The sequence below is a fragment of the Carboxylicivirga marina genome (assembly GCF_016612505.1).
GTDB classification, from domain to species: domain Bacteria; phylum Bacteroidota; class Bacteroidia; order Bacteroidales; family Marinilabiliaceae; genus Carboxylicivirga; species Carboxylicivirga marina.
Window position 1 is genome coordinate 13,830 of the sequence record NZ_JAENRR010000028.1, and the last position, 20,397, is coordinate 34,226.

Here is a 20,397-nt window from a genome sequence, read left to right on the forward strand (position 1 = left end):
GCCCCCTGCTGTTCGTTCACAACAAGAGGCGTTTACTACTAACTACACCAAATTTTATTTAGATAATAGAAGCTAGACACAAGACAAGCATATTTATTTTTTGTCCTATTGTCTTACGTCTTTCTTCTTATGTCTTTTATCTTCAATACTTACTTCACAATCACCTCATCTGAAAACAACCAGGCTTTACCACCAGCAGCCGGATGCCAAGCCGGACAAGTGCCCACACTCTCGGCTATGATGCGCACATAACGTGCTTTAGTGGCACTAAATTCAGCCGGATAGTCTACAATTTCATTCACATCACTTTCGGTTACGCCAGGCTCAAAAGATGCCACTTCTTTAAACGTTGTACCATCTTCAGACAGCTCGTAACGTACCTTTTTAGGGCCAAAAACCCACGACATAGGTGCATTTTTAAAGCGGGAGTTAATATAGCTGATTTCTGTTGGCTCACCCATGTCAATGGTCAGGTCAATGGGCTTTTCTTCTACGCCCACCTCTACACCGAGGAATCCGTTGGTTAAACCATATTTACCACCACCATCATACTGAGGTGCATGGGCGTATTTTAGTACGTAAGGCTTGCCAAATGCTTTATGAAAAATGATTTCTTTCTCGGAGATAAAAGTAGTTGTACCATCCTCTTTAAACTGGCAGGCTTTAATGTGTGCATCTTCAGCTAAAACAAATGGGCCTCTATAAACAGTGCTGCGTGTAGTAGGCGTGCTGCCATCTTTTGTATAAAAAATAGTGTTAGGCCGCTCCGAAACAAAGGCTAAAGTGGCTGACTTATTTTCATAATCAGGCTCCACATTAATGCGCACATGGTAACTGATATCACCTGCTTTGACTCCTAGCTTTTCAAGCAAAGGCAGAGTGTTGTTAACGCGCGCATAAAAGTCATCCCATTCGCTGATGACCGGACTCCAGGCCACTTCGGCAATGGCAAACACACGCGGAAACAAATTGTATTCGATGTGCTTAAATTCAGGCATGTATTCGCTCCACATATTGGCCTGCACACCAATCACGTGGTGACGGTTTTCAGGCGATATATCGGTAGGTATCGATGGGAAAGTATACACATCGCGCAAAGTGCTGATGCCCGGATGGCCAGGCGATGTACTCAGGTGATTCTGCGTGTGATTGAAATAGTATGGAAACATCGGTGTCATCACCACATCATGCCCGGCCTCGGCAGCTTTAACACCACCGGCCACACCACGCCACGACATCACCGCGGCACTCTGAGCCAATCCACCATCCAGTATTTCGTCCCAGCCAATTAATCGCCTGTTATGCTTATTGAGGAATTTTTCGATGCGATGCACAAAATAACTTTGTAACTCATGCTCGTCATGAGCGCCTTCTTCCTTCATTCGCTGGCGGCAATCAGGGCATGCCAGCCAGGTATCTTTTGGTGTTTCGTCGCCCCCGATGTGAATGAACTCACCAGGAAAAAGATCCATTGTTTCGCTTAACACATCTTCCAGAAACTGAAAGGTTGTTTCTTTACCGGCACAATAAACACCAGCTGACACACCTGCCTGCTCCCATATTTCAAGTTCACCAGCATTATTGCAATAATACTCAGGATATGCAACAAGAGCAGCAGCCGAATGCCCCGGTAATTCTATCTCAGGCACGATGGTAATATTACGTTCGGCGGCATAGGCTACTATCTCTCGTACATCTGCTTGTGTATAATATCCTCCGTAGGCTTCGGTATTTTGTACGTTCAAACCTTTCACCTGATTGGCAGTAAATCCAACATTCTCGCGCCAGGCACCTACCTCAGTGAGCTTGGGGTATTTCTTTATTTCCAATCGCCAAGCCTGATCATCCACCAAATGCCAATGAAAAGTATTGAGCTTGTTCATGGCCATATAATCCAGAAACTGCTTTATCTCATCCACATCAAAGAAATGACGCGACACATCAAAATGCATACCCCGCCAGGCAAAACGTGGAGAATCCTTGATGCTCACATAAGGGAGAACTACTCTTCCATTCTCAGGTGATAACAACTGACGAAGCGTTTGGGCTCCATATAATAAACCACTCTTTTCTGCTGCTTCTATCAACACCTGCTTCGGTGCCACTTTAAGGCGATACCCCTCGGCCGGTATTGTGGCATCATTAACAAGCTTAAACTTTACAAAACCATCTTCAGCATGGGCCAGTTGAATATTTTGCTCGGCCTTCAATTGCTTGTTTAATAAAGTCACCACAAAATCATCGTCAGACGAGACACTCAGCATCGCCACATCAATTTTCAACTCGCCCTTCTCTTGATTTACTTCGGCCGGATAAGGAATTAAATTTAGCATCGGATTATCTCCTTTTTCTGAGCATGCCACCAGTAGAAATATGCTCATTGTCGTTGCAATCAGTTGTTTTATTCTCATAGGTTCTTATTAAGATTATAGACATAAGACGAAAGACAAAAGATGTAGCACCTTAAATTAATGGCAATGCTGCGATGTTATTCTTATGTCTTGTATCTTTAATCTTATGTCCTTTATTACCACTTATCAATCTCTTCTTTTAATATAGCCCAATGTTCATCGTTTAGCTCATAGGGTGTAAAAATGCAAATGCCCGAAGCGCCACCCCGCTTAGAAGCCTGAATGCCCAATTGAAAATCCTTTGGCGTATCAAAAGCTGGCATGTATAACCCGCTATATAAAGGCACTCGCTCATTTATAGCCGCCACACCTTCAACACAACATGCTTCAATCCAGTTGATATCTTCACGATAGAAACTTTGATAATTCATTGGGTAATAAGCATCAATACCCCACTTATCCCATTCCTGGCGAACCAGCTTTTTAGAAATGGTTGGTGTTGGAAATACTGCCGCATTTATTTTGTTGCCTTTGGCATGCACGGCCTTAGATAATTGTGCCACTGTTTCAGTTACCATATCGTATCTAAACTGACGCCATTTGTCATTATCCGGCGCAGCATCGCCAAACGCTGAAGCATCTTCTCCTGTTTCTTTTTTGTAGCGTTCAATGCAATCGTCGCAATAGCAGAAATCAAATTCGGCATATTCTTTATCCATCACCAAACCATAAACATCCCACAAATCACGGGCTAATATCACATCCGAATGACGAATATAATCCAGATGCACTCCATCAATATCTGGAACCACAGCCAGGTCTTCAACCAGCTTGGTCAAATAGGCTCTAACCTCAGGCTTGGTTGGGCATAACCACTTATAATAATCAACAAAAGGCTGATGCTCGGCAGTAGAACGTCCATCGCGACTAACGGTGTACCAATCGGCATGTTCGCTTAACAATTTATCATCGTAGCGACGAAGAATGGTTTGCCAGGCATGCAGTTCGAGGCCATGCTTGTGAGCCAACTCAACAGCGGCAGCATATTTCTCAAGTGTGGTTTGATACATGACGCCGTCGAAGCCCGTTTCTTTAAGCTTGATAAACATCTTCTCAAGTTCGGCAGTGCCTTCATTTTTACCTTCGCCCATCCACACATAATGTTTGGCAGTTGAAGTTTCTTTGGCTGGCTGACATGCACTCATTAAAACAAGAGTGCCTACAAAAAGTGCACTTATTAGCTTTTTAAAAATTGTCATAGTCATACTTTTTTAAGGATTCAATCTCTAATGTCAACCTTTTATTTTAAAGTTCGAAATATAGAGAGTCACACAGACACTGAATTGAAATCTTGTTACAGATAATTGAACAAATGTGCCATATCTTTTTTTCCTTTCATGCTACAACATAAGCTTGAAATTAATATTCATCTCTATGTCTGAGAGTTGTAAACCACCTTAGCGCTCATTTAAGTTTATTGGCGCTTCGCCCAAACCCGACATCCTTTTTTAGCTTGAACCAAAAAACGATGGAAAAAAGTTCAAGGCTTCTTGTGTAATCCCTTACTTATTCAGCTCAGTCCAAACTGCGGCCGTGGGATCTTCGAACAAGTTCTCAGCTTCACGGTCTTACTATGGACTTCTCTTCAACAAAAGCGATAACACAAGAGGCCATTCCTATGGTATTATCAGTATTTTGTTGTTGAATTCTAAATCAATTGAACAAATGTGCCATATCTTTTTTCTTTTGATGAGACTAATGTTGAACACGACACATGCAAAAAACAGAAAGTACTGATATTTTGATAGTTGGTCAGGGACTGGCCGGAACACTCCTTTCTTATCAGTTATTCAAGAAAAATATAGCACATAAAGTGATTGATACACTCAAGGATGGCAGTGCATCACGGGCAGCTGCCGGATTAATCAATCCGATTGTGGTTAAACGGGTAACAAAAACCTGGCAGGCCGACTTGTTTTACCCTTATACGCATCAGCTTTATCAGGAACTGGAATCGCTGTTACAAACACGCTTTTATTACCCAATGGCTATTAACAAGCTTTATGGAAGCGACGATGAGCAGTTCTGGCATCATCGTTACGAAAAAGAACAGCTGGATAACTATATTTCGGTTAAGGCCAGGCATGATTTGCCCAATGGAATTCATCAGCCCTATGGCTACGGCACCATTAAGCCATGTGCCCGACTCGATATGGCTACCATGCTTGAGAGTTACCGGCAGTTTCTTCAAAAAAATGATGCCTTGATAGAAAAGGATTTTAAGGATGAAGATCTGGAATTGACGGATAATTGCCTACAGTGGCAAGGCCTGTCAGCCAATAAAGTGATTTTTTGCCGGGGAAGTTTTGATACCGAAAGTCGTTTTTTCTCCCATTTAAAGTGGAACAATACCAAAGGTGAGTTACTGGATGTTAAGGTAGCAGGGCTCAAGCTGAACAACATCATTAGTAAAGGAGTATTTGTGATGCCTGTTGGTGAGCAGCGTTTTAAAATTGGTGCTACCTATGCTCACCATTGGGAGAACCTGTTACCAACAGAAAATAAGTTGAATGAATTAGCAGACAAGTGGCAAACCATTTCCTCTCTTCCACTTAAAATTAAGCAACAAATAACCGGCATACGTCCAACATTAGCCGACAGAAGGCCGGTATTAAAAATGTTAGATGACTACCCGCAAATAGGCATCTTCAATGGATTAGGCTCAAGAGGTGGCCTAATGGCACCGTATTTGGCAAAGGAGATGGTAGCAAAGATTCAATAACGTGAAATCAATTTATTTTTTACATCGAACTCACGTTCAATCATACAAAAAAGCCGCTCTTATTCGAAAGCGGCTATATATTGAAACGCTATAGTTTTATTCAACACTCTCTTCAACTACTTCCTCTACTTTCTTGCGCTTACCATTAAACACAAAGTTAATTCCTAGTCGCGCATTCACATATTTGGCAGTTTCAGGCTTAAGCGCTGAACTCAGGTTATCAGAAACAGCATAAATCTGTAGGGCTCCCAAATTAAGTGCAACACCTGCTCCAAAATTAGAAGGCGCATTTTTCATATACGAATAAGTTAAGGAGGTCGATAGTATTCGTCCGGCCTGCAAACCTGCACCTGCTGTAACTTGTGGTACCAGCATATCTTCTACAAAGTAGTTTTTAGAGATAACACCTAAGTTAAGCCACTGCTTTGGCTGATAGTTCAGTGAAACATTAAAACTACCCATTAAGCCTGTTTTATAGCCTTCGGAGTCACTGCTAAAACGAAAAGCATCTTCCAAATCATCAAGGACCTTATCAAAATCGTCTTCATCACTTTCGTTACCGGTTATTTCATCAGAGATATCAATGCCATCATACTCAAAGCTACCTTTGGTAAACAAGCGCGAGGTCTCACCTTTCCATTTGATAAAGCCTAAATCGTTAACTGCAGCTCCTAACACCAGCTTATCGTTAAACTTGTAATTAGCACCAAAGTCAAAACCCCAACCTGTATTATTGGTACTTAATAGCTCATCCTCAATATCATCTTTTACTTCAACGCCATCAACATAACCATTTTCATCGTAAGTGATGTCTAAGGGAATATTGGTACGAAAAGAGGCATCCGACGTCAATCGCATGTTACCGTTCGCAAAAGTCTCCATATCCAGATTAAAGTATTCGGAATGAACATTGGCAACACCTATCAGATACTTCACACGCATACCCACTGTTAATCGATCGTTGATGGTTCGGGAGGCACCTAGTGCTATTTCATTATAGTCGATACCATTGACGTATAAATTGGAGAATGAATGGTTAATCGGTTTATTGTTATCGTAATCCCAGTTGCCTTGTCTCAGATTCATTAATGATACCGGGTATTTTATTTTGGCTTTCAGCTTGTGATTAATATCAAAAGTGAAAAACCATTTTTTAGCCGCGAAACCAAAACCAATCACCTGAAGTGAGCTTTCAGTAGCCAGGAGGTTATCTTCCTGCATTTGACTGGCTGCATAATCTAAATCGACGACTAATGAGTCAGATTGAGCTCCTGTTCCTGAACGGATGATGTCATCCCACGAAAAACCTGAATTGCCACTATTAATCTGTACACTACCAAGTGCCGGCATGGCTAAATACCACTTTTTTACCGGACGGAATGAGGCATTTAATTGTGTTGATTGAGGAATGCCTTTTGTGAAAAATAAAGAGTTATCTTGCGCCTTGGCCGACCCACAAAAGGCTAATATGATAATTGCAATATAAAGTTGCTTCATTGCAGTTGCTTCTACTAGGTTAATTATTGTATTCTATCTTTCCACGAATTGCCATCTGCATTTGCAAAGCATCATTCTTTTGAAATACCACTGTCTGACCTTTATCGTAATCAGTTGTATTCAAACGCAGGCTAACATGTAATTCATCCGAATTCCTTAAGCTTTCTAATTGAGATTCAGTCAAGTCAATTTCGATTAAGGCACTGGAAGCTTTGGTCACAACACCACTTGCAGCATCAACTTCTGCAGCATTAATTATTTCAATATCCATGGTTTCAAGTACTGATTGTGTTTCAGCATGGTAAAACTTGATACTGGCCGATGCAGCAATTGGCAATCCATTTTCTGAAGCAAAAACAAGGGTGGCCTTTGCTAAGTCATCAATGGCATCAATATCATCCAATTCAATAACTTCATCTTCCAGTTCGGCGTTGAGCTTCAATTCCAGAGGCACTTCAATACCATAACCCACATAAATACGATCCTCATCTGTCATTTCCACTTCTTCCGTTATTTCTCCATTTGGATTTAAGGTTAGAAGTCCGGCATATATTAATTGCTCCGGTGTTTTAGCGATAAATGAATTAATGTTTGAGTTATCATTATTTAAAACGAATCGCGTACGAACAGTAGGTTCTGTTGCATTATTGCTTTCCATTGTAAAAGGTTGCGATGCCAGGTTTATTTTTTCACCACTATATATTCCGTCAAAAGTAGTAGCAATAAGCCCCTTAAAAGGTGTCCCATTATCAATAATGACACTTAGCTCTGGGTTAGCAAATTCGATGTCCCCTGGGATATCTTCCAAAACATCAAAATCAAGATCATAAGTTCCTTCATCCATTGTTACCTGATTCTCTCCCATTGTTCCTTTTACATAGCTTAACAACAACTCGTCAAACTGAAGATTTAGTGAACCTATAGAATTGCCATAAAACCCTCCATTATATAATGGCTGTATCTTCACACTAGCGTTTAATGTATTATCGCTTAATGCAAAACGATCGCCGGTAAATGTTTGCTCTGCCAGTTCATTATTTCTAATTTCTAATTGTATCACCCGGTCAGTACCACTCTCTGTTTCCAAAGTAATTTCTAACAATAATGGTACTTCAAGATTATTACCTCGGGCAGCCACCCTGTAGTTTAGCTCCATAACACTAATGGAAGCATCAGGAATACTAAACTCTACGGCCTGATTCTGCTCTATTGTATTTTGCGTATTAAATACGACAAAAGGTATCGACACATCAACATCAGATGCCGATAGTCGAAAGAAATCATTGATGCCAACATATTCCATCGAGTCATTCTCTTGAAATAGTATAATTCTATCTCCATCATATTTCACCTTATCCGTTTGGTCAGATAATATATCTGCCATTGACACTGTTGACTTGGCTAATGGAATAGAAAGTCCAACCGTTGTATCCACATCATCAACCAAGAGGTTAGTATCAAACTCATCCCCAATACAGCCTGCTAAAATGCATGTGAATAACAGGCCACTCAAAATTTTTTTCATACTATTATTGTCTTAATTCACTGAAAAGACGAGACATACCCGTTTCAGGTTACTTTATTCAGGCCATGTAACTTTCTTTTCAATCCCCATTTTGATAATACAAACGGGTAAACGCAGTCCACGCCTTATTGTTACAATAATTATTCGACTATTTTGACTGATATTTATCACGAAATAACGCCATAGAACTAGAAGTCTGTGAACATGACGCTTATGGTGTATGAGCAAAAATAAAAGCTCATAAATATTACATGAAAGCTTAAAAATAAGTGACAAAAAACCGGCTCTAAGGCCGGTTTCAATCGTATTTGAGGATAAATATTAATCAAACATGTTTCGCATTCGACTAAAAAAGCTTTCTCCACTTCCTTTTTTAGGTTCAAAACTTTCGGCACCTCTGAACTTTTCAACGATTTTACGCTCGTCTTTGTCCAGGTCCTTCGGAATAAAAACCTGAATATGTACCAGTAAATCACCTCGACCATAGCTATTCACCTCAGGTAGTCCTTTGCCACGCAGACGAAGAATTTTTCCAGGCTGTGTGCCAGCATCAATCTTCACCTTAACAGCACCTTCAACCGTTGGAATCTCAGCTGTCATACCAAGTATGGCATCCGGGATACTCACATTTAAGCTATAGATTAGGTTATTACCGTCACGAACTAATTCAGGATGCTTCTCTTCTTCAATCAGCACCAATAAATCACCATTCACACCACCACGGCGAGCCGCATTACCTTTACCCGAAACGGATAATTGCATGCCTTCTTCTACCCCAGCAGGAATATTAAGACTAATGATTTCTTCATCTCGCATAATACCTTCACCAGCACAGTGATTACACTTGTTAGTAATGATTTTTCCTTCACCACCACAAGTCGGACAAGTTGATGCTGTTTGCATCTGTCCCAATATGGTATTAGAAATTCGTGTAACCTGGCCACTACCATGACAAGTTGAACAGTTGCTGTATGAAGAACCATTTTCAGCACCTGAACCACTACAGTGATTACACTCTACATATTTCTTAACCTTGATTTTCTTTTCAGCACCATTGGCAATCTCACTCAGGTTAAGCTTTACTTTTACGCGTAGGTTCGAACCTTTATTCACACGACGACCGCCACGTGATGAACCGCCACCAAAACCGCCGAATCCACCAAAGCCGCCACCAAAAATATCGCCAAAGTGCGAGAAGATGTCATCCATAGACATACCTCCGCCACCAAAGCCACCACCAGCAGCACCACCAACACCGGCATGCCCATATTGGTCGTAACGCTGACGTTTTTCGTCGCTGGAAAGAACCTCGTATGCTTCAGCTGCTTCCTTAAACTTCTCTTCAGCTGCTTTGTCGCCCTGGTTTTTATCCGGGTGAAATTTTATGGCTTTCTTTCGGTAGGCCTTCTTTATTTCATCTTTTGAAGCACCTTTTGACACTTCCAGCACTTCATAATAATCTCTTTTAGACATAGTTCAGCTTATTTATTCGCCTACAACGACTTTTGAAAAACGCACAACCTTTTCGTGCAATGTATAGCCCTTTTCGATACAATCAATCACTTTCCCTTTCATCTCATCACTTGGGGCAGGAATTTTAGTAACTGCCTCATGGACATCTGTATCAAAATCTTTTTCTTTTGCTTCAATCTCTTTCATACCCTGCTGCCCAAGAAAGTCATTGAATTTGGTATGAATCAATTGCATCCCTTCTTTTAATGCATCTACATCTTTGGCTTCATCCATATGATTCATGGCTCTGTCAAGGTCATCAATAACGGGTAGTAAGGCTAATAGGATACTTTCACCAGCAGTTTTAGTCAATTCCATTTTCTCCTTTAAAGTACGACGACGATAGTTATCATATTCAGCACTTAAACGAAGGTATTTATCATTTGCTTCTTTCAACTTCTCAATTGCTGCCTCTTCTTCACTTTGCTCAGGAACATCTTCAGTCTGTTCTTCGTTGCTCTCTTCGTTTTGCTCCTCAGAAACCTCTTCATTCATTTCATTAATCCTCTCATTGGCTTGCGCATCCATTGCCTTCTCTTTAGCTTTCTCCTTTTTAGATGACTTCTTATCCATTATATCTAGCTTTTTTTGTTTCTCATTTACGTTCTGCTTTCACAAGGCAGAATTCAACGCTGCAAATTTACAATTATTCTGCCAAGTTATTAAGGATAGACAAAATGACAGTTTTAATAGAAATTGCTTGCAATACTTACCGCCTGATATGACAAAAGGCACTTCCAACATATTTGAAAGTGCCTTTTTGCCATTTTATCAGCTTATTTTACTAAGCCTTGTAGTGTTGATTTTAAGTGATGTCCTCGAAGGTTTTTAGCAATGATGATTCCATCTTTGTCAATAAGAAAATTCATTGGAATTCCATTGACACCGTACATTGCCGCCGCCCTGCTATTCCAACCGGCTAAATCACTTACATGGTAAGGCCAACTTAGCTTATCATCTATAATAGCCTGCTCCCATGCTTTTTGCTTTTTATCCAACGAAACACTAAAAACAGTAAAGCCGTCACCAGCATTAAAAGTTTTATCCTTGTATGTATTAAACGCTTCTACCACAACAGGATTTTCACGACGACAAGGTCCGCACCAGCTGGCCCAGAAATCGATAAGAACCAATTGACCACGTAGTGCTTCCAACTCCATCACTTTTCCATCCGGATTACGAAGATTAATATTTGGAGCAATATCGCCAATGTCAGTTCCTTTCTTCTGAGCATGCCCAGAAAAAACGGAAAATACCATAAATACAATAATTACCCCTAAAGAGTATTTAGCTAATTGTTTCATAAAAAGTTGTTGTGAGATTAAATCGAAGCAAGAAAGGCTAGCGATTTTTCAATCGTTGAATACTTGACGTCTGAATTAATGATACGTCCCTCACCGTCAATAAGAATATTAACCGGCTGATTGATGTTATACATCTTGCTAATACTACTGTTAGCGCCCATGAATTCGCAGATATGCATAAATTCCATGGTTTCATCTTGCTCAATGGCAAGGTTTAGTGGTGCTTTAAAACGGTCAAGCGAGATACTTACCACTACAAACTCTTCCCCCTTATAAAAAGAAGCTTGTTTATATTGCGAATACAGTTGATTCAAATGGTAATTATTCATGCGTGACTGTGCATCGTAGGACGCCCAAAAATTTAATAGAACCATTTTTCCTTCCAGGTCTTTTAAATTAAATGGCGTACCATCGATAAGCTGGGTTTGAAACTCCGGTGCTTTATTACCGGCTTCCAAACCAACTATAGCATCCTGATTGTCACTAATAGATGACAAAAAGAACAAGCCCACAGTTACAGTAGCTAATATTAACTTTAGCTGCTTCATGATACGTTAATTGAATTAATTATCGGTGTAAAGTTTCAGAAAAATAAACGAGGTATTTTTTCTTTTTAGATGAACATGCAGTTTTATGTGATGAAGTGTGTGATTTCTGTATGCAAAAGTAAATTGAATGATTTCAAGCAACAATTATAACACACTTGTTTTTGTAGAATCTATTTTTATATTAGTCAATCTTAAACAATAACAACCTGAATATCTGCATCTTAAAATGTGAATAGTCTAAATTATTTGTGTAGAATAAATCTAAATAGGCTAATTACCAGCCTATTATACACCTAAATAATGTTAAAGTATTTTAAATTCTACGAATGCGTGCCCCCAGATTTTGAAGACGTTGATCGATATTCTGGTAACCTCTATCAATCTGCTCGATATTTTGAATGGTACTTTTGCCTTGTGCTGATAATGCAGCAATTAATAATGCAACCCCAGCACGTATATCCGGTGATGTTAAAACAGCTCCTCTCAATGCTGTTTCTTTATTAAGGCCAATAACGGTAGCCCTGTGTGGATCGCACAGTATGATTCTTGCGCCCATGTCGATTAACTTATCAACGAAGAACAAGCGACTCTCAAACATCTTTTGGTGTATCAGCACACTACCTTTTGCTTGTGTAGCAACCACAAGAAATACACTTAGTAAGTCGGGTGTTAGCCCAGGCCAGGGCGCATCGGCAATGGTCATTATCGAACCATCAATAAATGTATCAATTTCGTATGATTCCTGGGAAGGAATATAAATATCGTCTCCTTTAATTTGAAGATTAATGCCCATACGTTGAAACATCATTGGGATAATACCCAAATGCTCCACACCCACATTTTTAATAGTAATCTCTGAACTGGTCATGGCAGCCATACCAATAAAACTGCCTACCTCAATCATATCGGGCAGAATAGTATGATTACAACCGTTTAACTCCTTAACACCTTCAATGGTTAACAAGTTAGAACCCACTCCTGTCACCTTGGCACCCATAGCTATCAGCATGCGCGATAACTGTTGCAAATAAGGTTCGCAAGCGGCATTATATATTGTTGTAGTGCCAGGCGTTAAAACAGCAGCCATTAGCACATTGGCAGTACCAGTCACCGATGCTTCATCAAGTAACATATACGTACCCTTCATTTCCGAAGCCTCAACCGTATAGAAAATATCCTCGGCATCAAAATTGAATCGAGCACCTAGCTTTTCAAAACCAATGAAATGGGTATCTAAACGACGCCTGCCAATCTTATCGCCTCCTGGTTTAGGGAAATAAGCCTTGCCATACCGAGCCAATAATGGCCCCATAATCATAATAGATCCTCGCAATGAAGATGCTCTTTTCTTGAATTCTTTGGTTTGAAGAAATTCGAGATTTACATTAGCTGCTGTAAATTCACAAGTATTTCTGTTGAGTCGATTAATAACAACGCCCATTTCACCTAATAAATCAATCAGGTTATTGACATCAACAATGTCAGGGATATTATTAATAGTAACTTTCTCAGAAGTTAATAATACAGCACAAATAACTTGTAAAGCTTCGTTTTTAGCACCTTGAGGTGTAATTTCTCCATTCAGGCGATGGCCGCCTTCGATTTCAAAGCAATTCATTGCGAAAATATTTAGGGCAATTGTGGGTATTTACTTTTTCTTAGGCTTGTTCTGTGGTCGTTTCTTGCGAGTGTTACGATTTTGGTGCTGCTCTTTAAACTCTGTTAAACGAGTGCCTTCCTCGACAGATAATACGCCCTTCGATAATCTTTTTAGATCATCAAATATACGTTCATCTGTAACCGAATCTTTATTCCAAATAAATAATGACTTCTTCATGTGATTAGCAATCATCACACTCAGCATCTTACGCTCTGTTTCATCTTCGAGTAAAATGGCTTTAGCAATCATCTTTTCAACCAACTCACCATAATGCTTGTATGAAATCTTACTATTTCGATACGGCATCTTATCAGGTCTTTTGGTCAATGCCTCTTTTTCAAGTAACTCATATGGATATTCGATATCCAAATTAAAGTCGGCCATTATTGCCAAATGATCCCATAATTTGTGTTTGAAATCATTTACATCACGTAAATGTGGAAACATGTTTCCCATTATGCCAATAATGGTTTTAGCACACTTGGCTCTTTCTTCTGGATCCTCAATAGTGACAGCATGGTCAACCATTTTTTGAATATGACGGCCATATTCAGGCAGAATCAAATTTTTGCGATTAGAATTGTAATCCATTAATTGGTATTAAAATCTTACTTGTTTTATATCCTTCAAACGGTGGTTGTTCTACGGAATCTTCTTTAATAATTCCTTTCGGAGTAGTGTTACTTTGTTGTTTATAAGCGCAGTAACTGAATGCCACAAAACTAAGTCAAAATTTTTAGTTTGGCAAATTTGAGTAATAATTGTTTCTGCCCGGCATTATTGAACTTTACAGTGGCTTTTACATTGGGGGCAACTCCTTCAATGCTAACCACCTCTCCTTGCCCAAAACGCTCATGCTCCACACGCATACCTGCTTGCAATCCAGAAGTATTTGATGCGTTAAAATTGATTTTTGGCTTCGATTGTCCTGCTTCGGAGGTATAATTCATCCGAATGCGTGGCTTTAAATTTGAGTTTGCCTGCCCGAGTCCCGGCTTTCTGAATGAAGGCTGTGGCTTTTCATTACTCACAAAATCTTCAGGATTCACATCGAGGTATGCCTGGTCAATATCACCAATAAAACGACTTGGACGACTGTATGTCAATTCTCCATATTTATATCGTGATCTGGCAAAGGAAATTGTAGCATTGCTTTCGGCTCGTGTAACAGCCACATAAAACAAGCGTCGCTCCTCTTCGAGATTCTTTTCACTATCGGTTGATTGCGTGCCCGGAAACAGTCCTTCTTCAACACCAACAATGTAAACATTTTTAAACTCCAGTCCTTTTGCTGAATGGATAGTCATTAATGTCACTTTATTAATATCATCCGCTTTTTCATTATCCTGATCGGTTAATAAGGCAACATCTTCAAGGAAATTAACAAGCTTAGCGGGCTCACCTTCCTCCTGTTTTGAATCAGTAAAATCCTTAATACCATTTAGCAATTCGTCTATGTTATCCATACGACCTTGCCCCTCAATAGACTTGTCGTTATGCAAATCCTTCATGATGCCACTAGCCGAAGCTACTTCAGCTGCCAGTTCATAAGCCGACAAATTTTCTAATTGGGCTTTAAATTGCGCAATAAGTGCCACAAAGTTGGCTAGTTTCTTCTGTGTTCCGGCATTGATGCCAAGTTGTGAAATATTAGGGTTAATAAGAATATTCCAAAGACTTTGGTCGCTTGAATCAGCGGCAAGGATTAATTTATCCATGGTAGTTTTTCCAATACCACGGGCCGGATAGTTAATAACCCTTTTTAAAGCCTCCTGATCAGCCGGATTAATCGTTAATCGGAAATAGGCCAGTAAGTCTTTTATCTCTTTACGCTGATAAAAAGATAAGCCTCCATATATTTTATACGGTAAATTTTTCTTTCTGAGCGCCTCTTCAAACACCCTCGATTGAGCATTTGTCCGATACAGTATTGCAAAGTCTTTATATTCGAGATGCTCTTTCATGCGCTTCTCAAAAATATCATTGGTAATTAAGAAACCTTCCTCAACATCGGAATAGGCTTTTAAAACACGCACAGGATTACCTAAATCATTGGCCGAAAATACGTTCTTCTGAATTTGACCTTTATTCTTCTCAATAATACTATTAGCCGCATTCACAATATTTTGAGAGGAACGATAATTCTGCTCCAATTTAAATAGTTTATAACCTGGGTAATCGTTACGGAAATTGAGAATATTCTCAATCTTAGCACCTCGGAAACTATAAATACTTTGCGCATCATCACCAACCACACAAATATTCTTATGTTTCTCGGCCAGCTTTTTAATGATCAGATACTGCGAGTAATTGGTATCCTGATACTCATCAACCATGATGAAGTCAAACTGATCTTGATATTTCTTTAGCACATCGGGAAAGTCGCGAAATAAAATATTGGTATTGAGCAACAAATCATCAAAATCCATTACACCCGACTTGTAGCATTCTTTCATATACCGGGCATAAATTTCATGAATCATTGGCATTTGGGATGCCTTATCATGGGTCATTCGATTAACATCGCGTGCATACACAACCGGGGTCACCAAATCATTTTTAGCTGCTGAAATACGCGCTAACACACTACCTGGTTTGTAGGCTTTTTCGTTAAGCTTCATTTTTTTAACAATGCTCTTAACCAGATTTTTTGAATCTTGCGAATCATATATTGTAAACGATGAAGGGTAACCAAGGTGCTTGGATTCATAACGAAGGATACGTGCAAAAATAGAGTGAAAAGTTCCCATCCAAAGGCTACCGGCAATGTGTTGACCAACAACTGAGCCAATTCGCTCCTTCATTTCTTTGGCAGCTTTATTGGTAAAAGTTAAAGCTAACACGCGATATGGTTTAACTCCCTCACTCAACAAATGCGCTATGCGAAAGGTTAACACACGCGTTTTACCCGAACCTGCACCAGCAATTACCAGCGATGGTCCATCTGTTTCAACAACGGCACTTCGTTGAGCTTCATTTAATCCCTTTAAATAATCCTGCACAATAATGATGATTTAAATATGAATTTTCAGTTGCAAAAATAGGAGTTCATTTGATACCATCGAATTGGAATGTAATAATATTATCCTTTTTATCGTTAGAAGATTTATTATAGCTTTGAAAAGCATTATTGAATTAACTAAGCTGAACATGCAATCAATTAAACCAATAATAGGCCGGGTACTACTTTCTCTATCGCTTGTACTGATAGCCACATCTATTAAAGCACAAATAAGTTCCAATGCGTTTTACACTGAGCCAACACAATATGGTGGCGGTGCCGCTGAGGACCCAATCTTTTTTTATACTGATATAAACACAGCCACCTTAACAGCACCGGGAGGAGCAACCTACCAATGGTATCAGTATTCAACAGCTACGAGCAGCTTTGAACCGATTGTCGGAGCCACAACAGCAACGCTTTCCAATATAACTGAACGTGGTTACAGAGTTGATGTTGACGCACAACCTTATTACTGCTGGAATTTTGTACCTGTGCCGCAAATCGACTCCATAGGTGTACCTTTTGCATCATGCGATAACCTGAGATTAACAGCTTATACACAAAATAAAACACTGGCATATTACAGACATGTTAGTGACAATGGAGAGCTAACGGTTGATTATGGTCACGAGTGGACCTCAGTACCTGCCGGACCCGTTAGTGATGAAGATAATTATACCCGATTTATTGATGCGCCAACTGATGACTCAGAATATTCTGTTGTAGTTGGTAATAAGTTCGCTTCGGGCATCGTGCCAGTTCAAGCAGGTTATGCTTATGTTGCCATTGCCGTTGAAGCTAAATTCTCGCATGAGACAGAAGGAACAGCTGACAATGAAGCAACCGAAGGCTCTGCTCCCATGATTGTCAGATTCACCGATGAGTCGCTTGGCAAGGTTACTGATTGGGAATGGACATTTGGCGAAGCAGGCAAAGATTTTGTTGCCGATCCTATATTTACCTTTCAGAAATATGCCGAAGATGGATATCCGGTAGTGCTCTACGTAAAAAATAGTGAATCGGAATGTGAAAGCGAGACCGCACCTGTCGTATTTACAGTAAATGAGATGTCGGTTAAAGTACCCAATGCTTTTACTCCTTTTAGCAGTCCGGGACAGAATGATGAGTTCAGGGTTTCATATCGTTCGGTTAATAAATTCACGATGCTAATCTATAATCGTTGGGGTAGAAAAGTGTACTCATCGAGTAATCCGGAAGTAGGCTGGGATGGTCGAATAGGCAACAGCAAAGCCGAACCAGGGGTTTATTTTTATAAAATTGAAGCGACGGGTTATAATCCCGGTGAAAAGGAAGAGCTGGAAGGTGCAGTTCACTTAATTGTCAATTAAAGCATTAATCTGTAAAGCATAAAAAAGGAGGGCTAAACCCTCCTTTTCTTTTATCATCAGTCTTCTTTTTCCTCTTCCTCAAAGGCCTTCATTAACTCAACCTGAATTTCAGGTGGCACCTTATCATAGGCTGAAAAGTCCATTGAATAAAATCCACGTCCACCGGTAATACTACTTAATGAAGTTGAATACTTATTCATTTCTTTTAACGGCACCTTAGCTTTAATTACTTCGAAACCTTTTTCGCTCGACATCCCTTCGATCATAGCGCGTCGACCTTGCAAGTCACTCATTACATCACCCATACGATCGCTAGGCACTTTTACCTCAACATCATACACCGGCTCCAGAATTTTAGGCCCTGCATTTTTAAATGCTTCACTAAAGGCATGACGTCCGGCTAACTTAAATGATATTTCATTAGAATCAACGGCGTGCATTTTACCATCGTAAACAAACACTCTGATATCACGCGCATATGAACCTGTTAAAGGTCCTTGCTCCATTTTTTCCATTATACCTTTCATAATCGCTGGCAAGAAACGGGCATCAATAGCACCTCCAACAATACATGAATTAAATACCAGCTTACCACCCCAAGGCAGCTTCACGATTTCTTCGTTTTTAACATTTAGTTTAATTTCCTGCCCTTCAATCTTCATCGTGGCAGGCGTTGGCATATCTTCATAAAATGGTTCAATAATCATATGTACTTCACCAAACTGACCAGAACCACCACTTTGCTTTTTATGACGATAATCAGCACGGGCTACCTTTGTAATTGTTTCGCGATACGGAATACGAGGATTTAAGAATTCGATCTCAATCTTGTCATTATTCTCAATACGCCATTTCATTGTATTTAAATGGAACTCACCCATTCCAAATACGATAATTTGCTTCAGTTCTTTCGAGTATTCAACACTTAAAGTTGGATCCTCTTCGTGCATGCGCTGCAATACTTCACCAAGCTTTTCATCATCGCTATCATTTATAGCCGAGATAGCTGCACGGTACTTTGGATTTGGATAATTAATGGCATCAAACACAAACTCCGTTCCTTTGGTGTTTAATGTATGATTTGTATGTGTTTCTTTAAGCTTTACTGTAACACCAATATCACCGGCTACTAACTTTTCAACTTTATGTCGATTGTTACCTGCAACACAATATAGCTGAGCAATACGCTCTTTAGCATTACGATTAACGTTAATTAAATCCATACCTTCTTCCACCTGCCCCGACATTACTTTAAAGTACGAGACTTCACCCAGGTGTGGTTCAATACTTGTTTTAAATACAAATAAGGACGTTGGACCGTTAACATCGTAAGGCACCTCTGTTCCGTCACCAGCAACAGGCGTTGGCATCTCCGATACATTAGGCACAACATTACCCAGGAATTCCATCAGACGACGACCACCCATATCTTTTTCAGCCGACACACAGAATACCGGAAACATATCACGGGCAATGAGTCCTTTGTGAATGCCCTGTCGCATTTGATCTTCATTAAGGGTTCCCTCTTCGAAGAATAATTCCATTAAAGGCTCGTCATTTTCAGCAGCTGCCTCAACCAATACATTATGAAGCTCATCTGCCTTTTCTTTTTGGTCTGCCGGAATTTCAAGAATTTGCGGTTCTCCACCATCAGCACCCCATTGGTACATCTTCATTTTAAGAACATCTACCACGGCATTAAAATCAGGACCTACATTAACCGGATACTGTACTATAACCACCTTACTACCAAAAGTTTCAGTAGCACTCTCCATTGTTTGCTCAAAATTAGCCTTTTCGTTATCCAATTGATTGACAACAAAAATGACTGGCTTCTTATGCTCATCGGTGTACCTGAATAAATTTTCGGTACCTACCTCTACTCCTTGTGTTGCATTTAACAACATCAAGGCTGTATCTGTAACATTTAATGAAGTAATGGCTCCACCAATAAAATCATCCGAACCAGGACAGTCAATGATATTAAATTTACGACCTAAATATTCGGTGAATAATACCGATGAAAAAACCGAGTAACCATATTCATGTTCCACTCGGTTATAATCAGATACTGTATTATTACTTGAAACGTCACCACGACGCTTAATGACCCCGCCCTCGAACAGCATTGCCTCGGCAAGAGTGGTTTTACCAGAGCCGCTACCACCGAGCAGCGCAAGATTTTTTATTTGATCAGCTTGGTATACTTTCATAAAGCTTAATTTAAGAGTTTGTAAATATTTTAGGTAAATTATGGGTATCTGTAAAATTAGTAATATTTAGATAAGATACAAGTTAATTAACCCAAAGTACATCCACAAATTATTTTTTATACGCTCAATATCAGAACATAATAAGACCATTAAGTCTTTTATTTGAACAGGAGATACGATGATGTACTATCATGGTTGAAATTCATACTTAATATACGTAATTTGGACTCTCATTAATAATTCTCACACAATGGTATTAAACGGAGAGGCTCAGAAACTGAAGATGATCGTTGGGGAAGAAGATAGAGTATACCAAAGACCGTTGTATGAAGCCATTGTTTTTGCAGCAAAAAAATACAAGATGGCTGGGGTTACAGTTTATAAAGGTTTAATTTCATATGGTGCTGATAGCATCCTAAACAATAGTAAGGTCTTTACATTAACAACAGAGCAACCAGTTACTATTGAACTAATTGACAGAGCAGAGCGCATACAAAGCTTTGCCGAAATAGCAACTAAATTGATTGAGAAAGCTAATTGCGGGGGAATTATATTCGCGGAAGAAGTACATGTATTTCTTTACAAAGGAAGTAGTAAATAAATCTGTTTTCCGACAGAATGATTCTTGTTAGCAATAGATATAAAAATGACA

The 20,397-nt window shown here is 39.6% G+C and carries 15 protein-coding genes; 3 read left to right on the plus strand and 12 right to left on the minus strand.

The window, feature by feature from the left end; genetic code table 11:
* Positions 1–149: 149 nt before the first annotated feature.
* Together JIV24_RS12470 and JIV24_RS12475 are read right to left on the minus strand one after the other, a co-directional pair.
* Positions 150–2,411 (minus strand): glycoside hydrolase family 20 protein, encoded by a 2,262-nt coding sequence (locus tag JIV24_RS12470; RefSeq protein ID WP_200465380.1) that lies wholly within the window; start codon positions 2,409–2,411, stop codon positions 150–152.
* 116 nt (positions 2,412–2,527) lie between these two features.
* Positions 2,528–3,610 (minus strand): family 10 glycosylhydrolase, encoded by a 1,083-nt coding sequence (locus JIV24_RS12475; RefSeq protein ID WP_200465381.1) that lies wholly within the window; start codon positions 3,608–3,610, stop codon positions 2,528–2,530.
* A 515-nt stretch (positions 3,611–4,125) separates the two neighbouring features.
* On the opposite strand from JIV24_RS12475, the gene JIV24_RS12480 reads away from it, so the two are divergent.
* Complete coding sequence (locus JIV24_RS12480; protein ID WP_200465382.1) at positions 4,126–5,133, plus strand: NAD(P)/FAD-dependent oxidoreductase; 1,008 nt, start codon at positions 4,126–4,128, stop codon at positions 5,131–5,133.
* 96 nt (positions 5,134–5,229) lie between these two features.
* Here the strand turns inward: JIV24_RS12480 and JIV24_RS12485 are convergent, their stop codons facing one another.
* The 9 genes from JIV24_RS12485 to JIV24_RS22800 form a co-directional block, all read right to left on the minus strand.
* On the minus strand, positions 5,230–6,630 hold the full coding sequence (locus tag JIV24_RS12485; RefSeq protein ID WP_200465383.1) for a DUF5723 family protein: 1,401 nt from the start codon (positions 6,628–6,630) through the stop codon (positions 5,230–5,232).
* Positions 6,631–6,649: 19 nt separating this feature from the next.
* Positions 6,650–8,155, minus strand: a complete 1,506-nt coding sequence (locus JIV24_RS12490; protein WP_200465384.1) for a hypothetical protein — start codon at positions 8,153–8,155, stop codon at positions 6,650–6,652.
* Between the two features lie 321 nt (positions 8,156–8,476).
* Positions 8,477–9,628 carry a molecular chaperone DnaJ gene (gene dnaJ, locus JIV24_RS12495; RefSeq protein WP_200465385.1) on the minus strand — a complete coding sequence of 384 codons (1,152 nt, stop codon included), beginning with the start codon at positions 9,626–9,628 and terminating at the stop codon, positions 8,477–8,479.
* Between the two features lie 12 nt (positions 9,629–9,640).
* Complete coding sequence (locus JIV24_RS12500; protein WP_200465386.1) at positions 9,641–10,240, minus strand: nucleotide exchange factor GrpE; 600 nt, start codon at positions 10,238–10,240, stop codon at positions 9,641–9,643.
* Between the two features lie 203 nt (positions 10,241–10,443).
* Positions 10,444–10,971, minus strand: coding sequence for a TlpA family protein disulfide reductase (locus JIV24_RS12505; protein ID WP_200465387.1), 528 nt, complete (start codon positions 10,969–10,971; stop codon positions 10,444–10,446).
* Positions 10,972–10,988: 17 nt separating this feature from the next.
* Positions 10,989–11,519: a TlpA family protein disulfide reductase gene (locus JIV24_RS12510; protein WP_200465388.1), complete on the minus strand. Its 531-nt coding sequence runs from the start codon at positions 11,517–11,519 to the stop codon at positions 10,989–10,991.
* A gap of 313 nt (positions 11,520–11,832) precedes the next feature.
* Complete coding sequence (gene murA, locus JIV24_RS12515; protein ID WP_200465389.1) at positions 11,833–13,137, minus strand: UDP-N-acetylglucosamine 1-carboxyvinyltransferase; 1,305 nt, start codon at positions 13,135–13,137, stop codon at positions 11,833–11,835.
* A gap of 30 nt (positions 13,138–13,167) precedes the next feature.
* Positions 13,168–13,770, minus strand: coding sequence for a DUF4290 domain-containing protein (locus JIV24_RS12520; RefSeq protein ID WP_200465390.1), 603 nt, complete (start codon positions 13,768–13,770; stop codon positions 13,168–13,170).
* Positions 13,771–13,901: 131 nt separating this feature from the next.
* Entirely contained in the window at positions 13,902–16,181 is a 2,280-nt protein-coding gene (locus tag JIV24_RS22800) for an ATP-dependent helicase (RefSeq protein ID WP_200465391.1), read from the minus strand.
* Between the two features lie 148 nt (positions 16,182–16,329).
* On the opposite strand from JIV24_RS22800, the gene JIV24_RS12530 reads away from it, so the two are divergent.
* Positions 16,330–17,532 (plus strand): T9SS type B sorting domain-containing protein, encoded by a 1,203-nt coding sequence (locus JIV24_RS12530; RefSeq protein WP_200465392.1) that lies wholly within the window; start codon positions 16,330–16,332, stop codon positions 17,530–17,532.
* Positions 17,533–17,588: 56 nt separating this feature from the next.
* Here the strand turns inward: JIV24_RS12530 and JIV24_RS12535 are convergent, their stop codons facing one another.
* The gene (locus JIV24_RS12535) at positions 17,589–19,745 is read right to left on the minus strand and encodes an elongation factor G (protein ID WP_200465393.1); all 2,157 of its coding nucleotides are present in this window, start codon (positions 19,743–19,745) and stop codon (positions 17,589–17,591) included.
* 250 nt (positions 19,746–19,995) lie between these two features.
* Here JIV24_RS12535 and JIV24_RS12540 point away from each other — a divergent pair, with 250 nt between their 5' ends.
* Positions 19,996–20,346, plus strand: a complete 351-nt coding sequence (locus tag JIV24_RS12540) for a DUF190 domain-containing protein (protein ID WP_200465394.1) — start codon at positions 19,996–19,998, stop codon at positions 20,344–20,346.
* Positions 20,347–20,397 lie beyond the last annotated feature (51 nt).